Below are 16,116 nucleotides of genomic sequence, written 5' to 3' on the forward strand. Positions count from 1 at the left end.
TGGGCATTTTGAGAAAAGCCTGAGGGCGCTTAAGATTCTCTCAGACTTGCCCAACGCTTGGAGTACACGTGAACCGAGTCCGACTCGCCCTGACCGGGATCGTCGCTGCCGCCCTCGTCGCCACCATGGGCGTCGCCGCCCAGGCTGACCCTGCCGCTGTGGAGAAGGCCCGCGAAGAGCTGGCCCGCATTCAGCAGGAGTCGTCGGCCATCGATCAGGAGCTGATCGAGGCCAGCGAGCGCGCCCAGCAGGCCGAGGCCAAGCTGAAGACCATCGCCGCTGACCTGCAGACGCAGGAGGCGAAGGTCTCCACGCTCGCAGACGAGATGGGCGACGTCGCCACCCTCCAGATGCGCCACGACTCCTTCAGTGTCACCGCGCAGCTGCTCACCAGCGGCTCCTCGGACAACTTCCTCAGCGGGCTCGCCGCCTACCAGAGCGAGCTAGACCGCTCCAACGCCGGCGTGCAGCAGCTCCAGCTGGACCAGGCCAAGCTCACCACCCTCCGCGAAGACGCGGCCGCCACCGAGGCCACCGTCAAGAAGGAACTCGCGACCAAGACCGTGCTCGCCGAGGAGTTCGAAGCCAAGGAGGCCGAGGCCCAGCGCGTCTACGACCGCCTCTCGGAGGAAGAGCGCCAGCGCCTCGCCGCCATCGAGGCCGAGCGTCAGGCCCGCGCCGCAGCCGAGCAGGCCGCAGCCGAGGCACGCGCCGCGGAAGCAGCCACCACCAGCCGTTCGCGTGAGACCACCGCGTCGTCGGCGCCGAAGGCAGAGACCCAGACGGCTCCCGTGACCGCCGCTTCGTCGTCGCGCGTCCAGGGCGCCATCAACGCGGCCCTCGCCAAGGTGGGCAGCGCCTACGTGTGGGGCACCTCCGGACCCAACACCTTCGACTGCTCCGGCCTCACCAGCTACGCCTACCGCCAGGTCGGCATCACGCTGAGCCGCTCGTCGAGGACGCAGTACTCGAGCGAGGGACGCAAGGTCTCGCTGTCTGAGATCCAGCCCGGCGACCTCGTCTTCTACTACAGCCCCGTCAGCCACGTTGCGCTGTACATCGGCAACGGCAAGATCGTCCACGCGGCCAACCCGCGCAGCGGCGTCAACGTCACGAGCCTGCACTCGATGCCGATCACGGGCGTGCGCCGCGTCGTCGGCTGAGCATTGCTTCTGTGAGAAGGCCGCCGGATTCGGCGGCCTTCTTCCACTCCCGCGTCAGTGGACGCTGGTGATGAACCGCCGCGACTCCGCGACAATCAGGTCCGCGTCATAATCCATCGTCGCCACGTGGAAGCTTCGCTGCAACGACGCGAACCGAACGTCGCGCACCTCACGCTTGATGATCTCCGAGCCCAGATCGTCGACGACGTGGTCCTGCGGGGAGCGCATCAACAGCACCGGCGCGTCAATGCGCCGCAGCCCGGAGCGGGCCTCCCTCCACAGATCCATCATCGTGCCCAGGCTGGCCACAGCGAACTTTGGGTAGGCCGGCTCCACCACACCCGGCTGCGCGATGTCCGAAGCGATCCCCTTCTGGGGCGGCAGCACGTGCCGCAGCCGTGACGCCACCGGGTAACGCGGATCCCGCGACGCGATCGCAGGATTGACCAGCAGCACCCCCGCGACGGTGTGCCGCGCGGCCAGATGCAGCGCCAGCGCCCCGCCCATCGACAACCCCGCCACGAACACCCGCTTCTGCTCGCCCGCAAGCTCCAGATAGGCGTCCTCGACGGCGCCGAACCAATCCCACCAGCGCATCCGCGCCATGTCCTGCCACGACGTGCCGTGTCCGGGCAGCCTCGGCGCGACCACGCGCACGCCCGGGTACTCCTCGGCGGGGGTGGCGAGGGCCTCCGCCCACGGGCGGATGGACGCCACCGAGCCGGTGAAGCCGTGGCACATCACCACGCCGATGTCGCCGTCGCCGAGATGGAGGGGCCGGGCCTCGGGCCAGACGGGTGTCGCGGCGGGGCGGGAGAACGGCGTCGAGAAGAACATGGATCGAGGATAGGCCCGATGCGGATCGCCCGGGGTTGGGTCGCGGGTGGCGGGTGGCTGGGTGGCGGACGCCTGCCTAACCGACGGACGCCAGCCTTACAGATGGACGCCAGCGTTACAGATGGACGCCAGCGTTACAGCCGGACGCCAGCGTTTGTGAGGGCGTGGTGAGCGCCTGCCCTACCGACGGACGCCTGCCTAGGTGACGGACGCCTGCGTTAGCGAGGCGTGGTAAGCGTGACGCCTGCGCAAATTCTTGGCGCCTGTTCTGTAGCGCAGGCGGCCGGAGTTACCGCTGGCGTCGTCGCCCGCAAGGCTGGCGTCCGTCAGTACGGCAGGCGTCCGTGCCCAGGGCAGGCGTCGGTAAGTAGGGCTGGCGTCGATCTGTAGGGCAGGCGCGATGGGGTGGCGAGCGTGACGCCAGCGCTAGTTTCTGGCGCCTGTTCTGTAACGCTGGCGGCCAGAGTTAGCGCTGGCGGGCCGCCCACAAGGCAGGCGTTCGTCAGTAGGGCAGGCGTCGGTCCCCAAGGCAGGCGTCGGTCCCCAAGGCAGGCGTCGGTCCCCAAGGCAGGCGGACAGCGGCAGGCGGCCAACCGCGGTGCGGCGCCGGGCCCGTCAGGGACCGGATCAGCGGACGAGCGCTGCCATAGACTTCGGCCCATGTGGTACCGCTTCTTCAAGACCCTCCTCGCCCGCCCCCTCGTCAAGTACGGCTACGGGGCCAAGGTCATCGGGGCGGAGAACTTCCCACGCACCGGCGGCGCCATCCTCGCCAGCAACCACATCGGCGCGCTGGACTCCCTCGTCGTCCCCGCCATGATGCCGCGACCTCTCACGTTCCCCGCCAAAGCCGAACTCTTCGTCGGCCAGGGCGGGCTCGGAGCCAAGGCCATGGCCTGGTTCCTCACCGTGGTGGGCATGGTGCCGATGGACCGCAGCGGCGGCCGGGCCAGCGCCGACGCCCTCGGTGCCATCTCCGACGTGCTGGCCCAGGGCCGCGTCGTCGCCATCTACCCCGAGGGCACCCGCTCGCCCGACGGCCGCCTCTACAAGGGCAAGACCGGCATGGCGCGGATCGCGCTCCAGAACGACGTGCCCGTCATCCCCGTCGGCGTCATCGGCACCAAGTCCCACAAGGGCCCCCTCGGCATCCCGTGGGCGAAACGCCCCGTCGTCATCATCGGCAAGCCGCTCGACTTCTCCGAGTTCCGGCAAACGCCCGGCAACACGAAGGTCCTCCGCTGGGTCACCGACGAGGTCCTGGCCGCCATCCAGCAGCTCACCGGGCAGGAGTACGCAGACGTCTACGCCGCGCGGGTCAAGCATGGCGACCTGGAAGTCCCCGGCTCCGACGCCTTCCTCCTCCCGCGCCCCGGCGGCGGGCCCAAGCCCCAGGTGGAGGCCAGGCCGGGTGAGTGACCGGCCCCGGCCGCCGTCGACCCTGCGCCGGCCGCCCGTGGGGACCCTCGGATTCCGCGACCCCTCAGACCTCCTCGGCCGCGTCTACGGTGTCGCGGTGGTGGCCAGATCCCTCCTCGGACTGCATGCCGTCTTCGTCAACCTCTTCTATGTGGTGCACTACACGGACCGGCCGGTGGGCGTCGTCGCCGCGACCGTCGCGCTGATCGCCTGGCACTGCTTCATCTCGTGGCGGATGCGCACCCCCGCGCACCGCACGTGGCAGGCGCATGTGGCGGACCTCGGCGTGACGGTCGCGCTCATCCTCACCACGCTGCTCACGGTGCCGCCCGGCGGGGCGCCGCTGTCGCTCGCCGGCTACTGGATCAGCGGCTGCGCCGCCTACGCCGCCATCTTCCTCGGCACCCGATGGGGCGTCGGGTTCGCGCTGGTGACCTCCGCGGCGTTGCTGGGGGCGCCGTCGCACTTCGAGCTGCAACGGCTGGGGGCGTCGTTCGTGACGGTGGTCCTCATCGCCTGCCTGGGCGTGCTCATCGAGCAGTTCCGCGCCACCCTCGTCGAGCAGGAGCAGGAACGGGCCCGCTCCGCCGCGCTCGCGGAGAGGCAGCGACTCTCACGCATCGTCCACGACGGCGCCCTCCAGGTGCTGGCGCTGGTGGAGCGGGAGGGGCCGTCGCTCGGGGGTCGCGGGGTGCGGCTGGCGGCCCTGGCCCGGGAGTCCGAGGCCCAGCTGCGGGTGCTCCTCCAGGACCGCGAGTACGCACCCGTCCAGCACACCGAGCGCGTGGACCTCGCCGCCGCCCTTGACCGCTACCACTCGGGCAACGTCACCGTCTCGACGATGGCCAGCGGCGTCACCGTGCCGCGCGGCCTCGCCGAGGAGGTGGAGGCGGCCCTCACCGAGATCCTCACCAACGTCGCCTCCCACGCCGGCGCGGATGCCCAGGCGTGGATCCTGCTGGATCAGGAGCGGGACGACGAAGTGATCCTGTGGGTCCGCGACAATGGAGTCGGCATGAGCCCGGACCAGGTGGTTCAGGCCGCCGAGTCCGGCCGGATGGGCATCAAGGATTCGATCGTGGGGCGGATGGCGGCCCTCGGCGGGTCCGCGATGCTCAAGACCTCACCGGGCGCCGGGACGGAATGGGAGCTGCGGTTCCCCATCGATGGCAAGGCAGGGAGCAGCAGTGACGCACACGCCTGAGGTCCACGAGCGTCGACGCGTTATGCTCGTCGACGACCACCCCATGTGGATCGACGCCCTCAGCGAGGACCTCACCGAGGTGGGATTCGAGATCGTCGCGGTGGCCAAGAGCGGCGTCGAATGCGTCGCCCGGGCACGGGCCGCGAAGCCGGAGATCGTCGTGATGGACCTCAAGATCCCCGAGCCCGACGGCGCCACCTGCATCGAGCTGCTGCTGCGCGAGTTCCCGGACCTGCAGGTGCTGGTGATCTCCGCGTCGGGGGAGCGCGACGACGTGCTGCGGGCCATGAAGGCCGGCGCGAAGGGCTACCTGGTGAAGTCGGCGTCGAAGGAGGAGCTGATCGACGGCGTGCGCCGGACCGCGGCGGGCGACGCGGTGTTCACGCCCGGGCTGGCCGGGCTGGTGCTGGGGGAGTTCCGCCGCATGGTCAACGTGGCGCGGGCGCTCAACGAGGAGAGCCCGGGGCTGACGTCGCGGGAGATCGAGGTGCTTCGGCGGGTGGCGAAGGGGATGGCGTACCGGGAGATCGCCGACGAGCTGTTCGTGTCGCACCGGACTGTGCAGAACCACGTGCACAACGTGTTGCGGAAGTTGCAGCTGCACAACCGGGTGGAGTTGACGCTGTACGCGATCGACCAGGGGTGGCACGACCCCTCGGCCTGAGTCCCCGCACCCCCCGCTCGTTGAGCCGCGAATAGCAGCGCAGCTGCGCAGCGCGCGTCGAAACGCCGTGACGAGTCCGCCCTCGGAACAGCACTGGGTCCAGCAGGGGGGTCCACCGTCGGTTCCCGGGGCGGGGGGTCTGCGGGCGGTGCAGTAACCTACGCACCATGTCGAGCATCATCTCCCGGGAAGAACTACGCGCGCTGCCGATGGTCCAGCAGCCGTCGTACCCGGACCAGGCCGCCCTGGACAAGACCATCGACGCGCTCGAGTCGCTGCCCCCACTGGTGTTCGCCGGCGAGTGCGACGACCTCCGCGCCAAGTTGGCCGACGTCGCCGACGGGCGCGCGTTCCTCCTGCAGGGCGGCGACTGCGCCGAAACCTTCGCCGCCGTCACCGCGCAGAACATCAAGTCCAAGCTGCTGGTCCAGCTCTCGATGGCCGTGGTCATGACCTACGCCGCGCAGGTCCCCGTCATCAAGGTGGGCCGCATCGCCGGGCAGTACGCCAAGCCGCGCTCCAACAACATGGAGACCCGCGGAGACGTGTCGCTGCCCGCCTACCGCGGCGACGCCATCAACGGCTTCGACTTCACCCCCGAGGACCGCGCCCACGACCCGGGCCGCCTCCTGCAGGTCTACAACTCCTCGGCCGCCACCCTCAACCTCGTGCGCGCCTTCGTCAAGGGCGGCTTCGCAGACCTCCGCGGCGTGCACACCTGGAACGGGCAGTTCGTCCGCGACTCCGCCGTCGAGGCCGAATACGAGGAGCTCGCCTCCGAGATCGACCGCGCCCTGGCGTTCATGGTGGCCTGCGGCGTCCACGACTCCGCCCTCAACACCGTTGACTTCTACGCCTCCCACGAGGCGCTGCTGCTCGAGTACGAGCGCGCGCTCACCCGCGTCGACTCCCGCTCGCAGGAGCTCTATACCTGCTCCGGCCACATGCTGTGGATCGGGGAACGCACCCGGCAGCTCGACGGCGCCCACGTGGAGCTGCTGCGCCGCGTGCAGAACCCGCTCGGCATCAAGCTCGGCCCCACCACCACCGCCGAACAGGCCATCGCGCTGGCGGACCGGCTGGACCCGGAGCGCGTCCCCGGACGGATCACCTTCATCACCCGCATGGGCGCCAAGAAGGTCCGCGACGTCCTGCCCGGCGTCATCAAGGGCGTCGAGGCCACGGGCCGCAAGGTGGCATGGGTGTGCGACCCGATGCACGGCAACACCTTCGAGGCCGCCAACGGCTACAAGACGCGCTCCTTCACCGACGTCGTCGACGAGGTCAACGGATTCTTCGACGTCCACGAGGAGCTCGGCACCTGGCCCGGCGGCCTGCACGTGGAGCTCACCGGCGACGACGTCACCGAGTGCGTCGGCGGCGTGATGAACCTCATGGAGGAGGACCTCGCCAACCGCTATGAGACGGTGTGCGACCCTCGCCTCAACCGCAACCAGTCGCTGGAGCTGGCGTTCACCGTCGCCCAACGGCTGCGCTCCGGACGGCTGAAGCGGGTGAACCCGGTCCAGGAATACATGGCGAGGGAACTGTGATCGACCTCCGTTCGGACACCGTCACCCGGCCCAGCGCCGGCATGCTGGCCGCGATGGTCGAGGCCCCCGTCGGCGACGACGTGTACGGCGAGGACCCGAGTGTCGCGGCGCTCGAACAGCGCGTGGCGGGGCTGTTCGGCAAGGAGGCGGGGCTGTTCTGCGCCACCGGATCGCTGTCCAACCTGCTCGGCATCTGGCTGCACACCGAGCCCGGCCGGGAGGTGCTGTGCGACGCGTACGCGCACATCGCGCGCGCCGAGATGGGCGCGCACGGCGCCGTGCACGGGGTGACGATGCGGACCTGGGTCTCGACGTCGGGGCGGTTGGTGGCCGACGACGCCCTCAGCCTGGTGGCGGTGAACTGCCGGCCCTACCTGGTGGAGACCGCCTGTGTCGCGGTGGAGGACACCCACAACTTCGGCGGCGGCACGGTGCAGTCCTTCGCCGAGCTCAGCGCCCTCAGCGAGGGCGCGCGGGGCTTCGGTGTCGCCACGCACCTCGACGGGGCCCGGTTGGGCAATGCTGTCGCGGTGACGGGCCGGGCGTTGAGTGACTACGGGCACCTCTTCGACACCGTCTCGTTCTGCCTGTCCAAGGGACTCGGCGCCCCCGTCGGGAGCGTCCTGGTGGGGACGGCCGACGAGATGGCGCGGGCCCGCGTGCAGCGCAAGCGGTTGGGCGCCGGGTGGCGTCAGGCGGGGTTGCTGGCGGCCGCGGGGCTGTATGCGATCGAGCACAACATGGACCGGATCGTCGATGACCACCGGGCGGCGTCGACGCTGGCCAGGGCCATCAACGAGGCGTGCCCGGGCGCGGTCGACGAGGCCTCGGTGGAGACAAACATCGTGCTGATCCCGGTGGCCGGGGCCCCTGCGGTGGCTGCGCGGCTGGCCGAGCAGGGGGTGAAGGTCAGCGTGTTGGGCCCGTCGTCGCTGCGCGCCGTGACGCACATGGATGTCACCGAGGAGGAGTGTCGCGGGGCGGGCGCCCTCATCGGCGCCGCACTGGCCGCGGCTTCGGCCTAACTGCGGCGCCGCCCTGACTGCGGCGCCGCCCTGGCTGCGGCGTCGGTCTGGCTGCGGCGTCGGCCTGACCCCCTCTCCTCGGCGGTGGACCGGGGGGGCGTTGAGCAAATGGCAGGGTTCGCGGAGAGCCTCCCGCGTGAACTGAGCGTGGTCCGCACCGCGAACCCTGCCATTTGCTCAAACCCTCCCCCCACCCAGGCCACGTCGCCCCCCCGCTCCCGCAGCAGAGGCGGTGGGTCAGGCGTCGTAGGCCAGCTCTGGGATGGGCCGCGGCCAGGCGCCGAGCTGCCGCCACACGAAGTCGGGGACGCGGGCGAAGAAGCCGTGCAGGAACCTGGACGCGGCGTCGATGTCCTCCGGCTCCCAACTCCCGCCGCCACCCACCATGATCCGGTCCCCGGAGATCGCGAACTTCGGCGCGTTTCCAGCCATCAGGTACTCCATCTGGCGCTGATGCATCACGTCAGAGGCGAACCGCGGCGCGGGGGTGCGCACCTTGTAGCGCCGGTTGAAGTCCTCCCACTCGAACTTCTGCGACGGCCCCAGCAACTCCCAGTTCACCGACAGGTCCTGGAACGGGAACGTGGTGCGGAACTCGCACAGCTCCTCGCTGTGATGGCGGGTCTCGGTGTGGGTGCGGCCCTGTGCGTCGGTGCGGGTGTGCGTGGTGTCCCACTCGTGGCGCAGCCGCATGAACGGGAGGCCCTCGTTGTCGGAGTAGATGATGTCCAGGGCCTGATGGTTGCGGCCTCCGCCGGTGTGGTCGAGGAACTCCAGGTAGGAGTCGTCGCGGGGGACGTAGGTCCAGTCCGGGCGGCCGTAGAAGCTGAGCGACGGCGGGGGCAGCGGGGCCTTGAATGTCGCGGCGGGGGAGGCGAGGATCCGGGCGCGTGTCGCGGCGAGCTGCTCGACGGCCGCGGCCAGCCCGTCGGCCTCCTTCGGCGCATCGACGAGGACCAGGTGCTCGCCGTCGACGGTGACCCGGTACGGCCCGGTCAGCGCCGGGGCGGCGGCCTCGACGAGGGCCTCCGCGTAGGCCGGGTCACCGGCGGCCGCGGTGAGCTCGCCGAGCACCATCGTCTGCCCGGGGAGGCTCAGCTTCGGCGCGGGGCCGTGGAACACCTCGGCGGGGAGGAGGGAGCGGCCCAGCGGCACTGTCACGACGTAGCCGCCCGACTTCCACTGCGAGCACTTGTAGCGGAACGCGGAGAACTGGGTCCCGTCGGAGGCACGGCCGATGATCTGATCGTCGACAGAGCGCTTGAACCCCATCCCGAACGGCGGCACGTTGAGTCCGTACGCGATGGAGATCGACGGCGACGTGACGAAGGTCCAGCCGCGCTCAGTGAGTTCCTTGACGTACAGATGTCGCCGGATGCCCCACACGGCGGCCACGGCGGCGGCCAGCGCGACGACGGCGAACAGGATCCAGACGATCTCGGACATGGGGGATTGTTCCTTTCTCGTTCCCTGAGGAAGGTCCGCCCGCGGAGCGGCGTGGACCTGTCTCTATCTCTTCGCTCCCTGAGGAAGGTCCGCCCGTGGAGCGGCGAGGACCTGTCTCGAAGGGTCGTGGCCCGAACCTACACACACTCGGGGGCCATCAGGCCGGGGGTGGGCCTGCAACTTGCTATCCATAGAGCGGCATCTGCGGATATCCACAGAAGCCGCTCTATGGATAGCAAGTTGCAGAGGGGCAACGGTCAGCGGATGGACGCGACCTCAGGAATCGTCGAGGGGCGACGGGGGAGGACCGCGAGCAGCAGCGCGGCCATGACGAGCGACCCGCCCACCGCCATCGTCGCCGTGAACGGCTCGAACCCGAACCCCACCGCGAACACCGCCGCCCACAGCGGTTCGGTGCACATGATCACCGCCGCAGGGGTGGCCGCGACGTGGCTCTGCCCCCAACTCTGCAGCAACAACGCAACCGCCCCGCAGACGATCCCCAGGTAGAGCAGCTGCGCCCACGTCACGGCATCCGACGGCACCGGCTCGCGTAGCAACGCCCAGATCACCAGGCTCGTGACCGCGCCGGACCCGGCCTGGGCGAGCGTGAGGTGGATCACGTTGCGCCTGGTCACGTGCCGTCCCAGCAGCACGATGTGGACGGCGTAGATGGCGGCACTCAGCAGCGTGAGCGCGGCGCCGACGGCGAAGTTGCTCGAGCCGCCGTCGTGCCCCAGCGCGAGCACCGAGATCCCCGCGACAGTCAAGCCCACCGCCACCCAGGTCGCGCTGGGCTGCCGTTGTCGGAGGAACACGGCGGTGATCAGCGCGGTGAACACCACATAGGTGGCGGTGAGGAATCCGGTGGTCGACGGCGCGATCAGCTGCAGGCCCAGCGTCTGCGTGGCCAGCCCGGCGAGAAGCAGCAACCCGAGCCCAGCCCCGGTGGCCGCCTCCCGCAGCGGCATCCGCAACCGGTGCGGGAACATCAGCGCGAGCGTGATCCCGGTGAGGATCAGCCGGAGGGAGACGACGCCGAGCGGGGAGAGTGTGGCGAACGCGCTCTTGGTGACCACGACGGTGGACCCCCACGCGACGGCGGCCACCAGCAGCGCGGCGACGGGCAGCCAGGCGCCGCGGGGGTAGGTCACCGGGACACGCTAGCGCGTGCCTGTCGTTCGACGGGCTCCGAGCGTGGTCGACGGGTGCCTTGGCGGCGCCTGCGGTTGTGTGAAATCGCTGTCCCGCCTTCGCGCCTGCGCTAAGTCTCGCGGCCCGCGCTGTAGCACGGGCGGTGTGACTTAACGCAGGCGACTGCGAGGCGCCTGCGATAAAGGGCAGGCGTGGGGAGTTAACGCAGGCGTGGGGAGTTAACGCAGGCGTCGGGACTTATCGCAGGCGAGGGGACTGAACGCAGGCGTCAGGCGATGAAGAGGACCACCGTGGTGCCGACGGGGACCGACGTCCCCTCGGCGGGATCAGTGCCGGAGGCGATATTCAACGCGATCGGGAAGTCCGACGACAACCGCACCTCCACCTTCAGATCCAGGTCCTCCAGCAGCTTCGTCGCCTCCTCGGTGCTCTTCAACCGCACCTCAGGGATGGTCACCATCACCGGCCCGAGCGACTTCGTGATCGTGATCGTGTCTCCGCGCTTACCGTTGCCGGACTTCACGTCCTGCTGGATCACGCGGCCGGCCTCGACGGTGGGGGAGTTCTCCTCCTGCACCTTGACCTTGAACCCGAGCTCCTCCAGCCGCTTGACGGCATCGTCGGCCACCTCTCCGGTGGTGTCGGGGATGGCGATCGGCTCCGGCCCCTTCGAGACCGTCAGGTTGATCTCAGTGCCAGGCTTCAGCTGCGCCCCCACCTCCTGCGACGCGGTGAGGACCTGCCCCACCGGCGCCGTCTCGGAGAACGCCTCCGTGACCGTGCCCACCGTCATCCGGCCCTCGACGATGGCGCGCTCAGCGTCCTCCAACGCGGCACCCACCACCTCCGGCATCGGGTACCGCTCCGGGCCCTTCGAGATCACGATGCTGACCGTGGAGCCGCGCAGCAGCCGGTCACCCGCCGTCGGATCCGTGCTGATCACCAGCCCGGCGGGCACCGTCTCGGAGTACGCCTCGCTGGAGGACACCTCCAGTGCATTGGCGGTGGCGGCCTCCCCGGCCTTAGCGGCGTTAAGGTTGGTCATCGCGGGGACCGTGGTGAACCGGCCCGCCATCCACCACCACGAGCCGAATCCGGCCCCCGCGGTGAGCATCACGACCAGCAGCACCGCGATCACCCCGCGTCGCCGTCGATGCACAGGGTCGTGCGAGATATGGAGCTGCGGGAACACGGGCGTGCGGTGGCTGCGGGGAGCCGAGCTCGGCTGAGGTCTCGGCGACACCGGGGACTGCCCCGTGCGCGACCCGGCCGCCCCCGACCCCGCCCGCGACCCAGCCCCGGCCCCCGTCCGCGGCCCAGCCGTCGATCCCGGCATCGACACCCCGGCGGCGAACCCGGCCCCCGCGACACCAGCCCCCGCGACACCAGCCCCCGCGACACCACCGCCCTGCGGACGCCACTGTTCACCCTCGCGCCGCACGACGACGGTCTCGGGCGAGTTCGGCGACACCGGCCTGGGGCGCTCCGAGGTCCGCGGGTACCCCGCGACCGTCTCGTCCTCCGCCGGACTCGCCGGCAGGATCGCGGCCGCCAGCGCAGGGTTGTCCGACCCGCCGGTGCGGGCCAGCTCGTGCCGCACGCGCCGCACGGCGGTGAGCAGCTCGCGGCCGTCGGGGATCCGCGCCCGCGGGTCGCGCGCCACGCAGGCCAGCACGATCGTGTCGATGTAGTCCGGGATCTGCCAGTCCGCCGCGTGCCCGGTCTCCGCCAGCCGATCCGACGGCCGCTCGATGTCGACGTTCACGTGCCGGTATGCGATCTGGTAGTTGTTCTCCCCGGTGTGCGGCTTGCGGCCGGTGAGCATCTCGAAGAGCACGACGCCGGCGGAGTAGATGTCGCTGCGGGAATCCGGCCGCGAGTGCGTCACGAGCTCCGGCGGCAGGTAGCTGGCGGTGCCGACGAGCACGCCCGTGGCCGTCATCTGCGGCGAACCCACCTGGCGCGCCAACCCGAAGTCGGCCACTTTCACCTGCCCGCGCGTGGTGATCATCACGTTCTCGGGCTTGATGTCGCGGTGCACCACCCCGGCCTCGTGCGCGGCCGCCAGGGCCGCGGCCACCTGCTCGAAGATCTCCAGCGCGCGCTCGGGGGGAAGCGGGGCCTCCCGGCTGATCACCCGGCGCAACGTCTCGCCGTCGATGAACTCCATCACGATGTAGGGCTGCCCCTGCGAGGTGCCCTGGTCGAAGACGCTGACGACGGCGGGGTGGCTCAGCACGGCGGCGGAGCGGGCCTCGCGGTCGAACTTGGCCGCGAACTCGTCGTCCTCGCCGAGGTCGCTGCGCATCACCTTGACTGCCACCGCGCGCGACAGGCGTAGGTCGCGCGCGCGATAGACCGTGGCCATGCCGCCGCGCGCAACTTTCGCCACAATCTCGTAGCGGTCGTCGAGCACGTGACCGACCAACGGGTCGAAAGTGCTGTTCATACCACTCCATGCACGGTCGGGGAAGAGGCCGTACGAGCCCGTCTGGACCCCGAGTGTAGTGCCGTCGCGGGGTCCAGCCCACGCCGGAGGCGCGGCGAGTCGGCCAAGAAGGGGGTCGCGCCGCCCCGCCTGCGGCTAAATTGGGCTTTCATGACAGCCCTCGTCGGACTCAAGACCCGCCTGCGCCTGGCGCGCCTCGCCGTCGTCATCCCGCCGGACAAGGCTGAGCCGGAGGCCGCGGACTTCGCGGCCCACGGCGCCGACCTGCTCCTCTTCACGCGCGGTGAACGCAGCGTGGAGGAGGCCGCGGAGGTGATCGACGTGGCCCGCAGGCGGCTCTTCGGGCTGCAGACCATCGTGGCCACGGATTCGGCGGACGTCGGCGAGGCGTCCAAGGCCGACGTCGTGTACTACCGACGGCCCGGCTGGCGCCCGTTCGGGTTCCGGAGGCCGCACGAGTACTCCCTGCTGGGCCGCTCCATCGACGGCGCGGACCAGGGGGACACGGTGGACGGCGATCCGTTCAACTTCGCCTTCGTCGGGCCCGCCGTCGACGACGACCGGGTCACGGACGCGCTGGAGGAGATGGCTCGGCGCTACCCGCCGATGGCGCTCCCGGCCGGGCCGGTGTGGTTCGCGGCGGGAGGGATCGATCCGGGCAACGTGGCCGCGGTGATCGCGGCGGGGGCGCGGAGGGTGACGGTGTCGAGCTCGGTGTTCCGCTCGGACGAGCCGTTCGCCGTCACGCAGGCGCTGGCCGACGCGCTCAGGGCTGCGTGGGTCGCGGAGCCGGGCGCCGAGGCCTACGGCCAGGACGCCTTCACGGCCTGACGGGCGGAGCCCACAGGCGGGTCGAATCGCCGCGGATGACCGCCGTGATCCACCACGCCGCCTCCACCGCGACCATGCCCGTCGCGCCCGCGACGAGGCCCACCGTCAGCGCCGCCGAATTCGTCGTGTCGAGCTGCAGCGCGTCGTGCCACACGGGGATGTAGAACATGAGGAAGTAGAACCCGTACGCGAACGCCACCAGCCCCACCCTCCACCAGTAGTAGGGCCGCGCGACGGTGGCCAGCACCCACGTGGCGGTCATGATCAGCGCGATAAGGGTGGCCGTCGACGCCTGCTGCTGCACCGTGTCCGACACCTCGCCGAAGCCGCGGGTCATCACGTAGGTGACCGTGGCCACCGCGGTCACCGTGAGGCCACCGGGCACCGCGACCGTCAACGTCCTGCGCACGAAGCCCGGCCGCGCCCGCTCCCGGTTGGGGGCGAGGCTGAGCAGGAACGCCGGGATGCCGATGGTGAACCACCCCACCACAGTCATCTGCAGCGGCAGGAACGGGTTCGGCAGCCCCATCAGCCCGATCACCAGCGCCAGACCCACCGCGTAGATCGTCTTGGTGAGGAACAGCTTCGCCACCCGCTCGATGTTGCCGATCACCCGCCGCCCCTCCGCGACGACGTAGGGGAGCGTGGCGAACCTGTCGTCGAGCAGCACGATCTGCGACACCGCCCGCGTGGCCGGCGCCCCGGATCCCATCGCCACTCCCAGGTCGGCGTCCTTGAGCGCCAGCACGTCGTTGACGCCGTCGCCGGTCATCGCCACCACCTGCCCGCGGTGCTGCAGCGCCCGGACCATCTGCCGCTTCTGCTCCGGGACCACCCGGCCGAACACGTCGTTGGCCTCGACGGCGTCCGCCAGCTCCTCGGAGCCGCCGGCGGGGAGGGAGCGGGCGTCGATCGGGTCGCCGATGTCGACGCCCAGCGAGCGGGTGACGGCCCCGACGGAGGCCGCGTTGTCGCCCGAGATCACCTTCACCCGCACGCCCTGCTCCTGGAAGTAGGCCAGCGTGTCCGCCGCGTCCGGGCGGGTCAGCTGGTCCAGCACCACCAGCGCCAGGGGGGTGAGGTGCCCGGGGGCGTCATCGTCGTCCACCCGCGCGGCGCAGTTGCCCAGCATCAGCACGCGGCGCCCGGACGCGGCGATGGCGTCGGCGTGCGCGGCGACGGCGGGCTCGGCCAGCACGTCCGGCGCGCCCAGCACCCATGTCTCGCCAGTGCCGAAGCTCGCCCCGGACCATTTCTTGGCCGAGGTGAACGGCGCCCGGGCGGTCACCGGCCACGGCTCCGCTGCCGGCCCGATGGCCGCGGCCACGGCCTGCATCGACGCGTTGGGCGCGGGATCCGCCGCAACGAGCTGCGCGAGCACCTCGCGGGCGCGGGCGTCGTCGCCGGCGAGGCACACGATCTCGCCGAGCGTCATCGCGTTCTGGGTGAGGGTGCCGGTCTTGTCCGCGCACACCACGCTCACCCGTGCCAGGCCCTCGATCGCGGGCAGCTCCTGCACCAGGCACTGCCGCCGGCCCAACCGGATGACACCCAGCGCGAATGCCATGGAGGTCAGCAGTACCAACCCCTCCGGCACCATCGGCACCAGCGCCCCCACCATCCGCAGCGCCGACTCCTGCCATGTCGTGTCCGGCTGGTTGAACTGCACGTAGATGGTCAGCGCGCCCACCGGAACCAGCAGGAACGAGACGTACTTGAGGATCTGGTTGATGCCCTGACGCAGCTCCGAGTGCACCAGCGTGAACTTCGCGGCCTGCGCCGTGATCTGCGCGGCGTAGGCCTCGGCGCCGATCTTCTCCGCGGTGTAGGCGCCGGACCCGGACACGACGAAGGCGCCAGAGAGCACCTCGTCGCCTGGGCCCTTGGCCACCGGGTCCGCCTCGCCCGTCAGCAGCGACTCGTCCACCTCCAGGTAGTCCGCCGCCACCACGGTCCCGTCGACGACGATCTGATCCCCCGGATGGACGACGATGAGGTCGTCGATCACCACGTCGTCGCGGGCGATCTGGCGGCGCTCGCCGTCGCGCACGACGACGGGGTGCGCCTCGCCGACCACCGCCAGATTGTCCAGGGTGCGCTTGGCCCGCAGCTCCTGAATGATGCCGATGATGGAGTTGAAGACGATGAGCGTTGAGAACAACCCCTGGCTCGGGCTGCCTGTGCTGAGCACGATGACGAAGAGCACGAACAGGATGCCGTTGACGCGGGTCACCACGTTGGCCCGCACGATGCCCCACGTGGTCCGGCCGGAGCGCGATGGCAGGGTGTTGATCTGCCCGGCGGCCACCCGCTGCGCGACCTCGGCAGAGCTCAACCCCCTCAGCTCAGGGTCAGTGGGCACTCTGCACG

Annotated in this window: 12 protein-coding genes; 7 read left to right on the forward strand and 5 right to left on the reverse strand. The window is 70.6% G+C overall.

Annotation, left to right across the window (positions count from 1 at the left end; all coding sequences use genetic code 11):
- The first annotated feature begins 68 nt into the window (after positions 1-68).
- Positions 69-1,163, forward strand: a complete 1,095-nt coding sequence (locus H5399_RS08295; protein WP_182782580.1) for a C40 family peptidase — start codon at positions 69-71, stop codon at positions 1,161-1,163.
- 54 nt (positions 1,164-1,217) lie between these two features.
- Here the strand turns inward: H5399_RS08295 and H5399_RS08300 are convergent, their stop codons facing one another.
- Positions 1,218-2,000 carry a carboxylesterase gene (locus H5399_RS08300; RefSeq protein WP_182782581.1) on the reverse strand — a complete coding sequence of 261 codons (783 nt, stop codon included), beginning with the start codon at positions 1,998-2,000 and terminating at the stop codon, positions 1,218-1,220.
- A 660-nt stretch (positions 2,001-2,660) separates the two neighbouring features.
- Here H5399_RS08300 and H5399_RS08305 point away from each other — a divergent pair.
- From H5399_RS08305 to H5399_RS08325, 5 genes are all read left to right on the forward strand, one after another.
- Positions 2,661-3,419, forward strand: coding sequence for a 1-acyl-sn-glycerol-3-phosphate acyltransferase (locus H5399_RS08305; RefSeq protein WP_182782582.1), 759 nt, complete (start codon positions 2,661-2,663; stop codon positions 3,417-3,419).
- Positions 3,412-4,623 carry a sensor histidine kinase gene (locus H5399_RS08310; RefSeq protein WP_182782583.1) on the forward strand — a complete coding sequence of 404 codons (1,212 nt, stop codon included), beginning with the start codon at positions 3,412-3,414 and terminating at the stop codon, positions 4,621-4,623. The genes H5399_RS08305 and H5399_RS08310 overlap by 8 nt, the downstream gene beginning before the upstream one ends.
- A 22-nt stretch (positions 4,624-4,645) precedes the next feature.
- On the forward strand, positions 4,646-5,287 hold the full coding sequence (locus H5399_RS08315; RefSeq protein WP_182782631.1) for a response regulator transcription factor: 642 nt from the start codon (positions 4,646-4,648) through the stop codon (positions 5,285-5,287).
- 167 nt (positions 5,288-5,454) lie between these two features.
- Positions 5,455-6,840 (forward strand): class II 3-deoxy-7-phosphoheptulonate synthase, encoded by a 1,386-nt coding sequence (locus H5399_RS08320; RefSeq protein ID WP_182782584.1) that lies wholly within the window; start codon positions 5,455-5,457, stop codon positions 6,838-6,840.
- Complete coding sequence (locus H5399_RS08325; protein ID WP_182782585.1) at positions 6,837-7,865, forward strand: GntG family PLP-dependent aldolase; 1,029 nt, start codon at positions 6,837-6,839, stop codon at positions 7,863-7,865. Before H5399_RS08320 ends, H5399_RS08325 begins: the two co-directional genes overlap by 4 nt.
- 237 nt (positions 7,866-8,102) lie before the next feature.
- On the opposite strand, the gene H5399_RS08330 is transcribed toward H5399_RS08325, so the two are convergent.
- From H5399_RS08330 to H5399_RS08340, 3 genes are all read right to left on the reverse strand, one after another.
- Positions 8,103-9,311: a hypothetical protein gene (locus H5399_RS08330; RefSeq protein WP_182782586.1), complete on the reverse strand. Its 1,209-nt coding sequence runs from the start codon at positions 9,309-9,311 to the stop codon at positions 8,103-8,105.
- A gap of 257 nt (positions 9,312-9,568) precedes the next feature.
- Entirely contained in the window at positions 9,569-10,465 is an 897-nt protein-coding gene (locus H5399_RS08335; RefSeq protein ID WP_182782587.1) for a DMT family transporter, read from the reverse strand.
- 269 nt (positions 10,466-10,734) lie between these two features.
- Positions 10,735-12,915 carry a Stk1 family PASTA domain-containing Ser/Thr kinase gene (locus H5399_RS08340; protein ID WP_182782588.1) on the reverse strand — a complete coding sequence of 727 codons (2,181 nt, stop codon included), beginning with the start codon at positions 12,913-12,915 and terminating at the stop codon, positions 10,735-10,737.
- A gap of 150 nt (positions 12,916-13,065) precedes the next feature.
- On the opposite strand from H5399_RS08340, the gene H5399_RS08345 reads away from it, so the two are divergent.
- Positions 13,066-13,746 carry a thiamine phosphate synthase gene (locus tag H5399_RS08345; RefSeq protein WP_182782589.1) on the forward strand — a complete coding sequence of 227 codons (681 nt, stop codon included), beginning with the start codon at positions 13,066-13,068 and terminating at the stop codon, positions 13,744-13,746.
- Here H5399_RS08345 and H5399_RS08350 read toward each other — a convergent pair.
- Positions 13,736-16,081 (reverse strand): HAD-IC family P-type ATPase, encoded by a 2,346-nt coding sequence (locus H5399_RS08350; RefSeq protein WP_255422174.1) that lies wholly within the window; start codon positions 16,079-16,081, stop codon positions 13,736-13,738. The genes H5399_RS08345 and H5399_RS08350 overlap by 11 nt on opposite strands.
- Between the last annotated feature and the right edge of the window lie 35 nt (positions 16,082-16,116).

This window comes from Tessaracoccus sp. MC1627, from assembly GCF_014164725.1.
In the GTDB taxonomy this organism is placed as follows: Bacteria; Actinomycetota; Actinomycetes; order Propionibacteriales; family Propionibacteriaceae; genus Arachnia.

Bases quoted from the DNA above. Each gene is read 5' to 3' on its own strand.
- H5399_RS08300 (WP_182782581.1), bottom strand. From the start codon at position 2,000: ATGTTCTTCTCGACGCCGTTCTCCCGCCCCGCCGCGACACCCGTCTGG.
- H5399_RS08305 (WP_182782582.1), top strand. From the start codon at position 2,661: ATGTGGTACCGCTTCTTCAAGACCCTCCTCGCCCGCCCCCTCGTCAAG.
- H5399_RS08315 (WP_182782631.1), top strand. From the start codon at position 4,646: ATGCTCGTCGACGACCACCCCATGTGGATCGACGCCCTCAGCGAGGAC.
- H5399_RS08320 (WP_182782584.1), top strand. From the start codon at position 5,455: ATGTCGAGCATCATCTCCCGGGAAGAACTACGCGCGCTGCCGATGGTC.
- H5399_RS08330 (WP_182782586.1), bottom strand. From the start codon at position 9,311: ATGTCCGAGATCGTCTGGATCCTGTTCGCCGTCGTCGCGCTGGCCGCC.
- H5399_RS08340 (WP_182782588.1), bottom strand. From the start codon at position 12,915: ATGAACAGCACTTTCGACCCGTTGGTCGGTCACGTGCTCGACGACCGC.
- H5399_RS08345 (WP_182782589.1), top strand. From the start codon at position 13,066: ATGACAGCCCTCGTCGGACTCAAGACCCGCCTGCGCCTGGCGCGCCTC.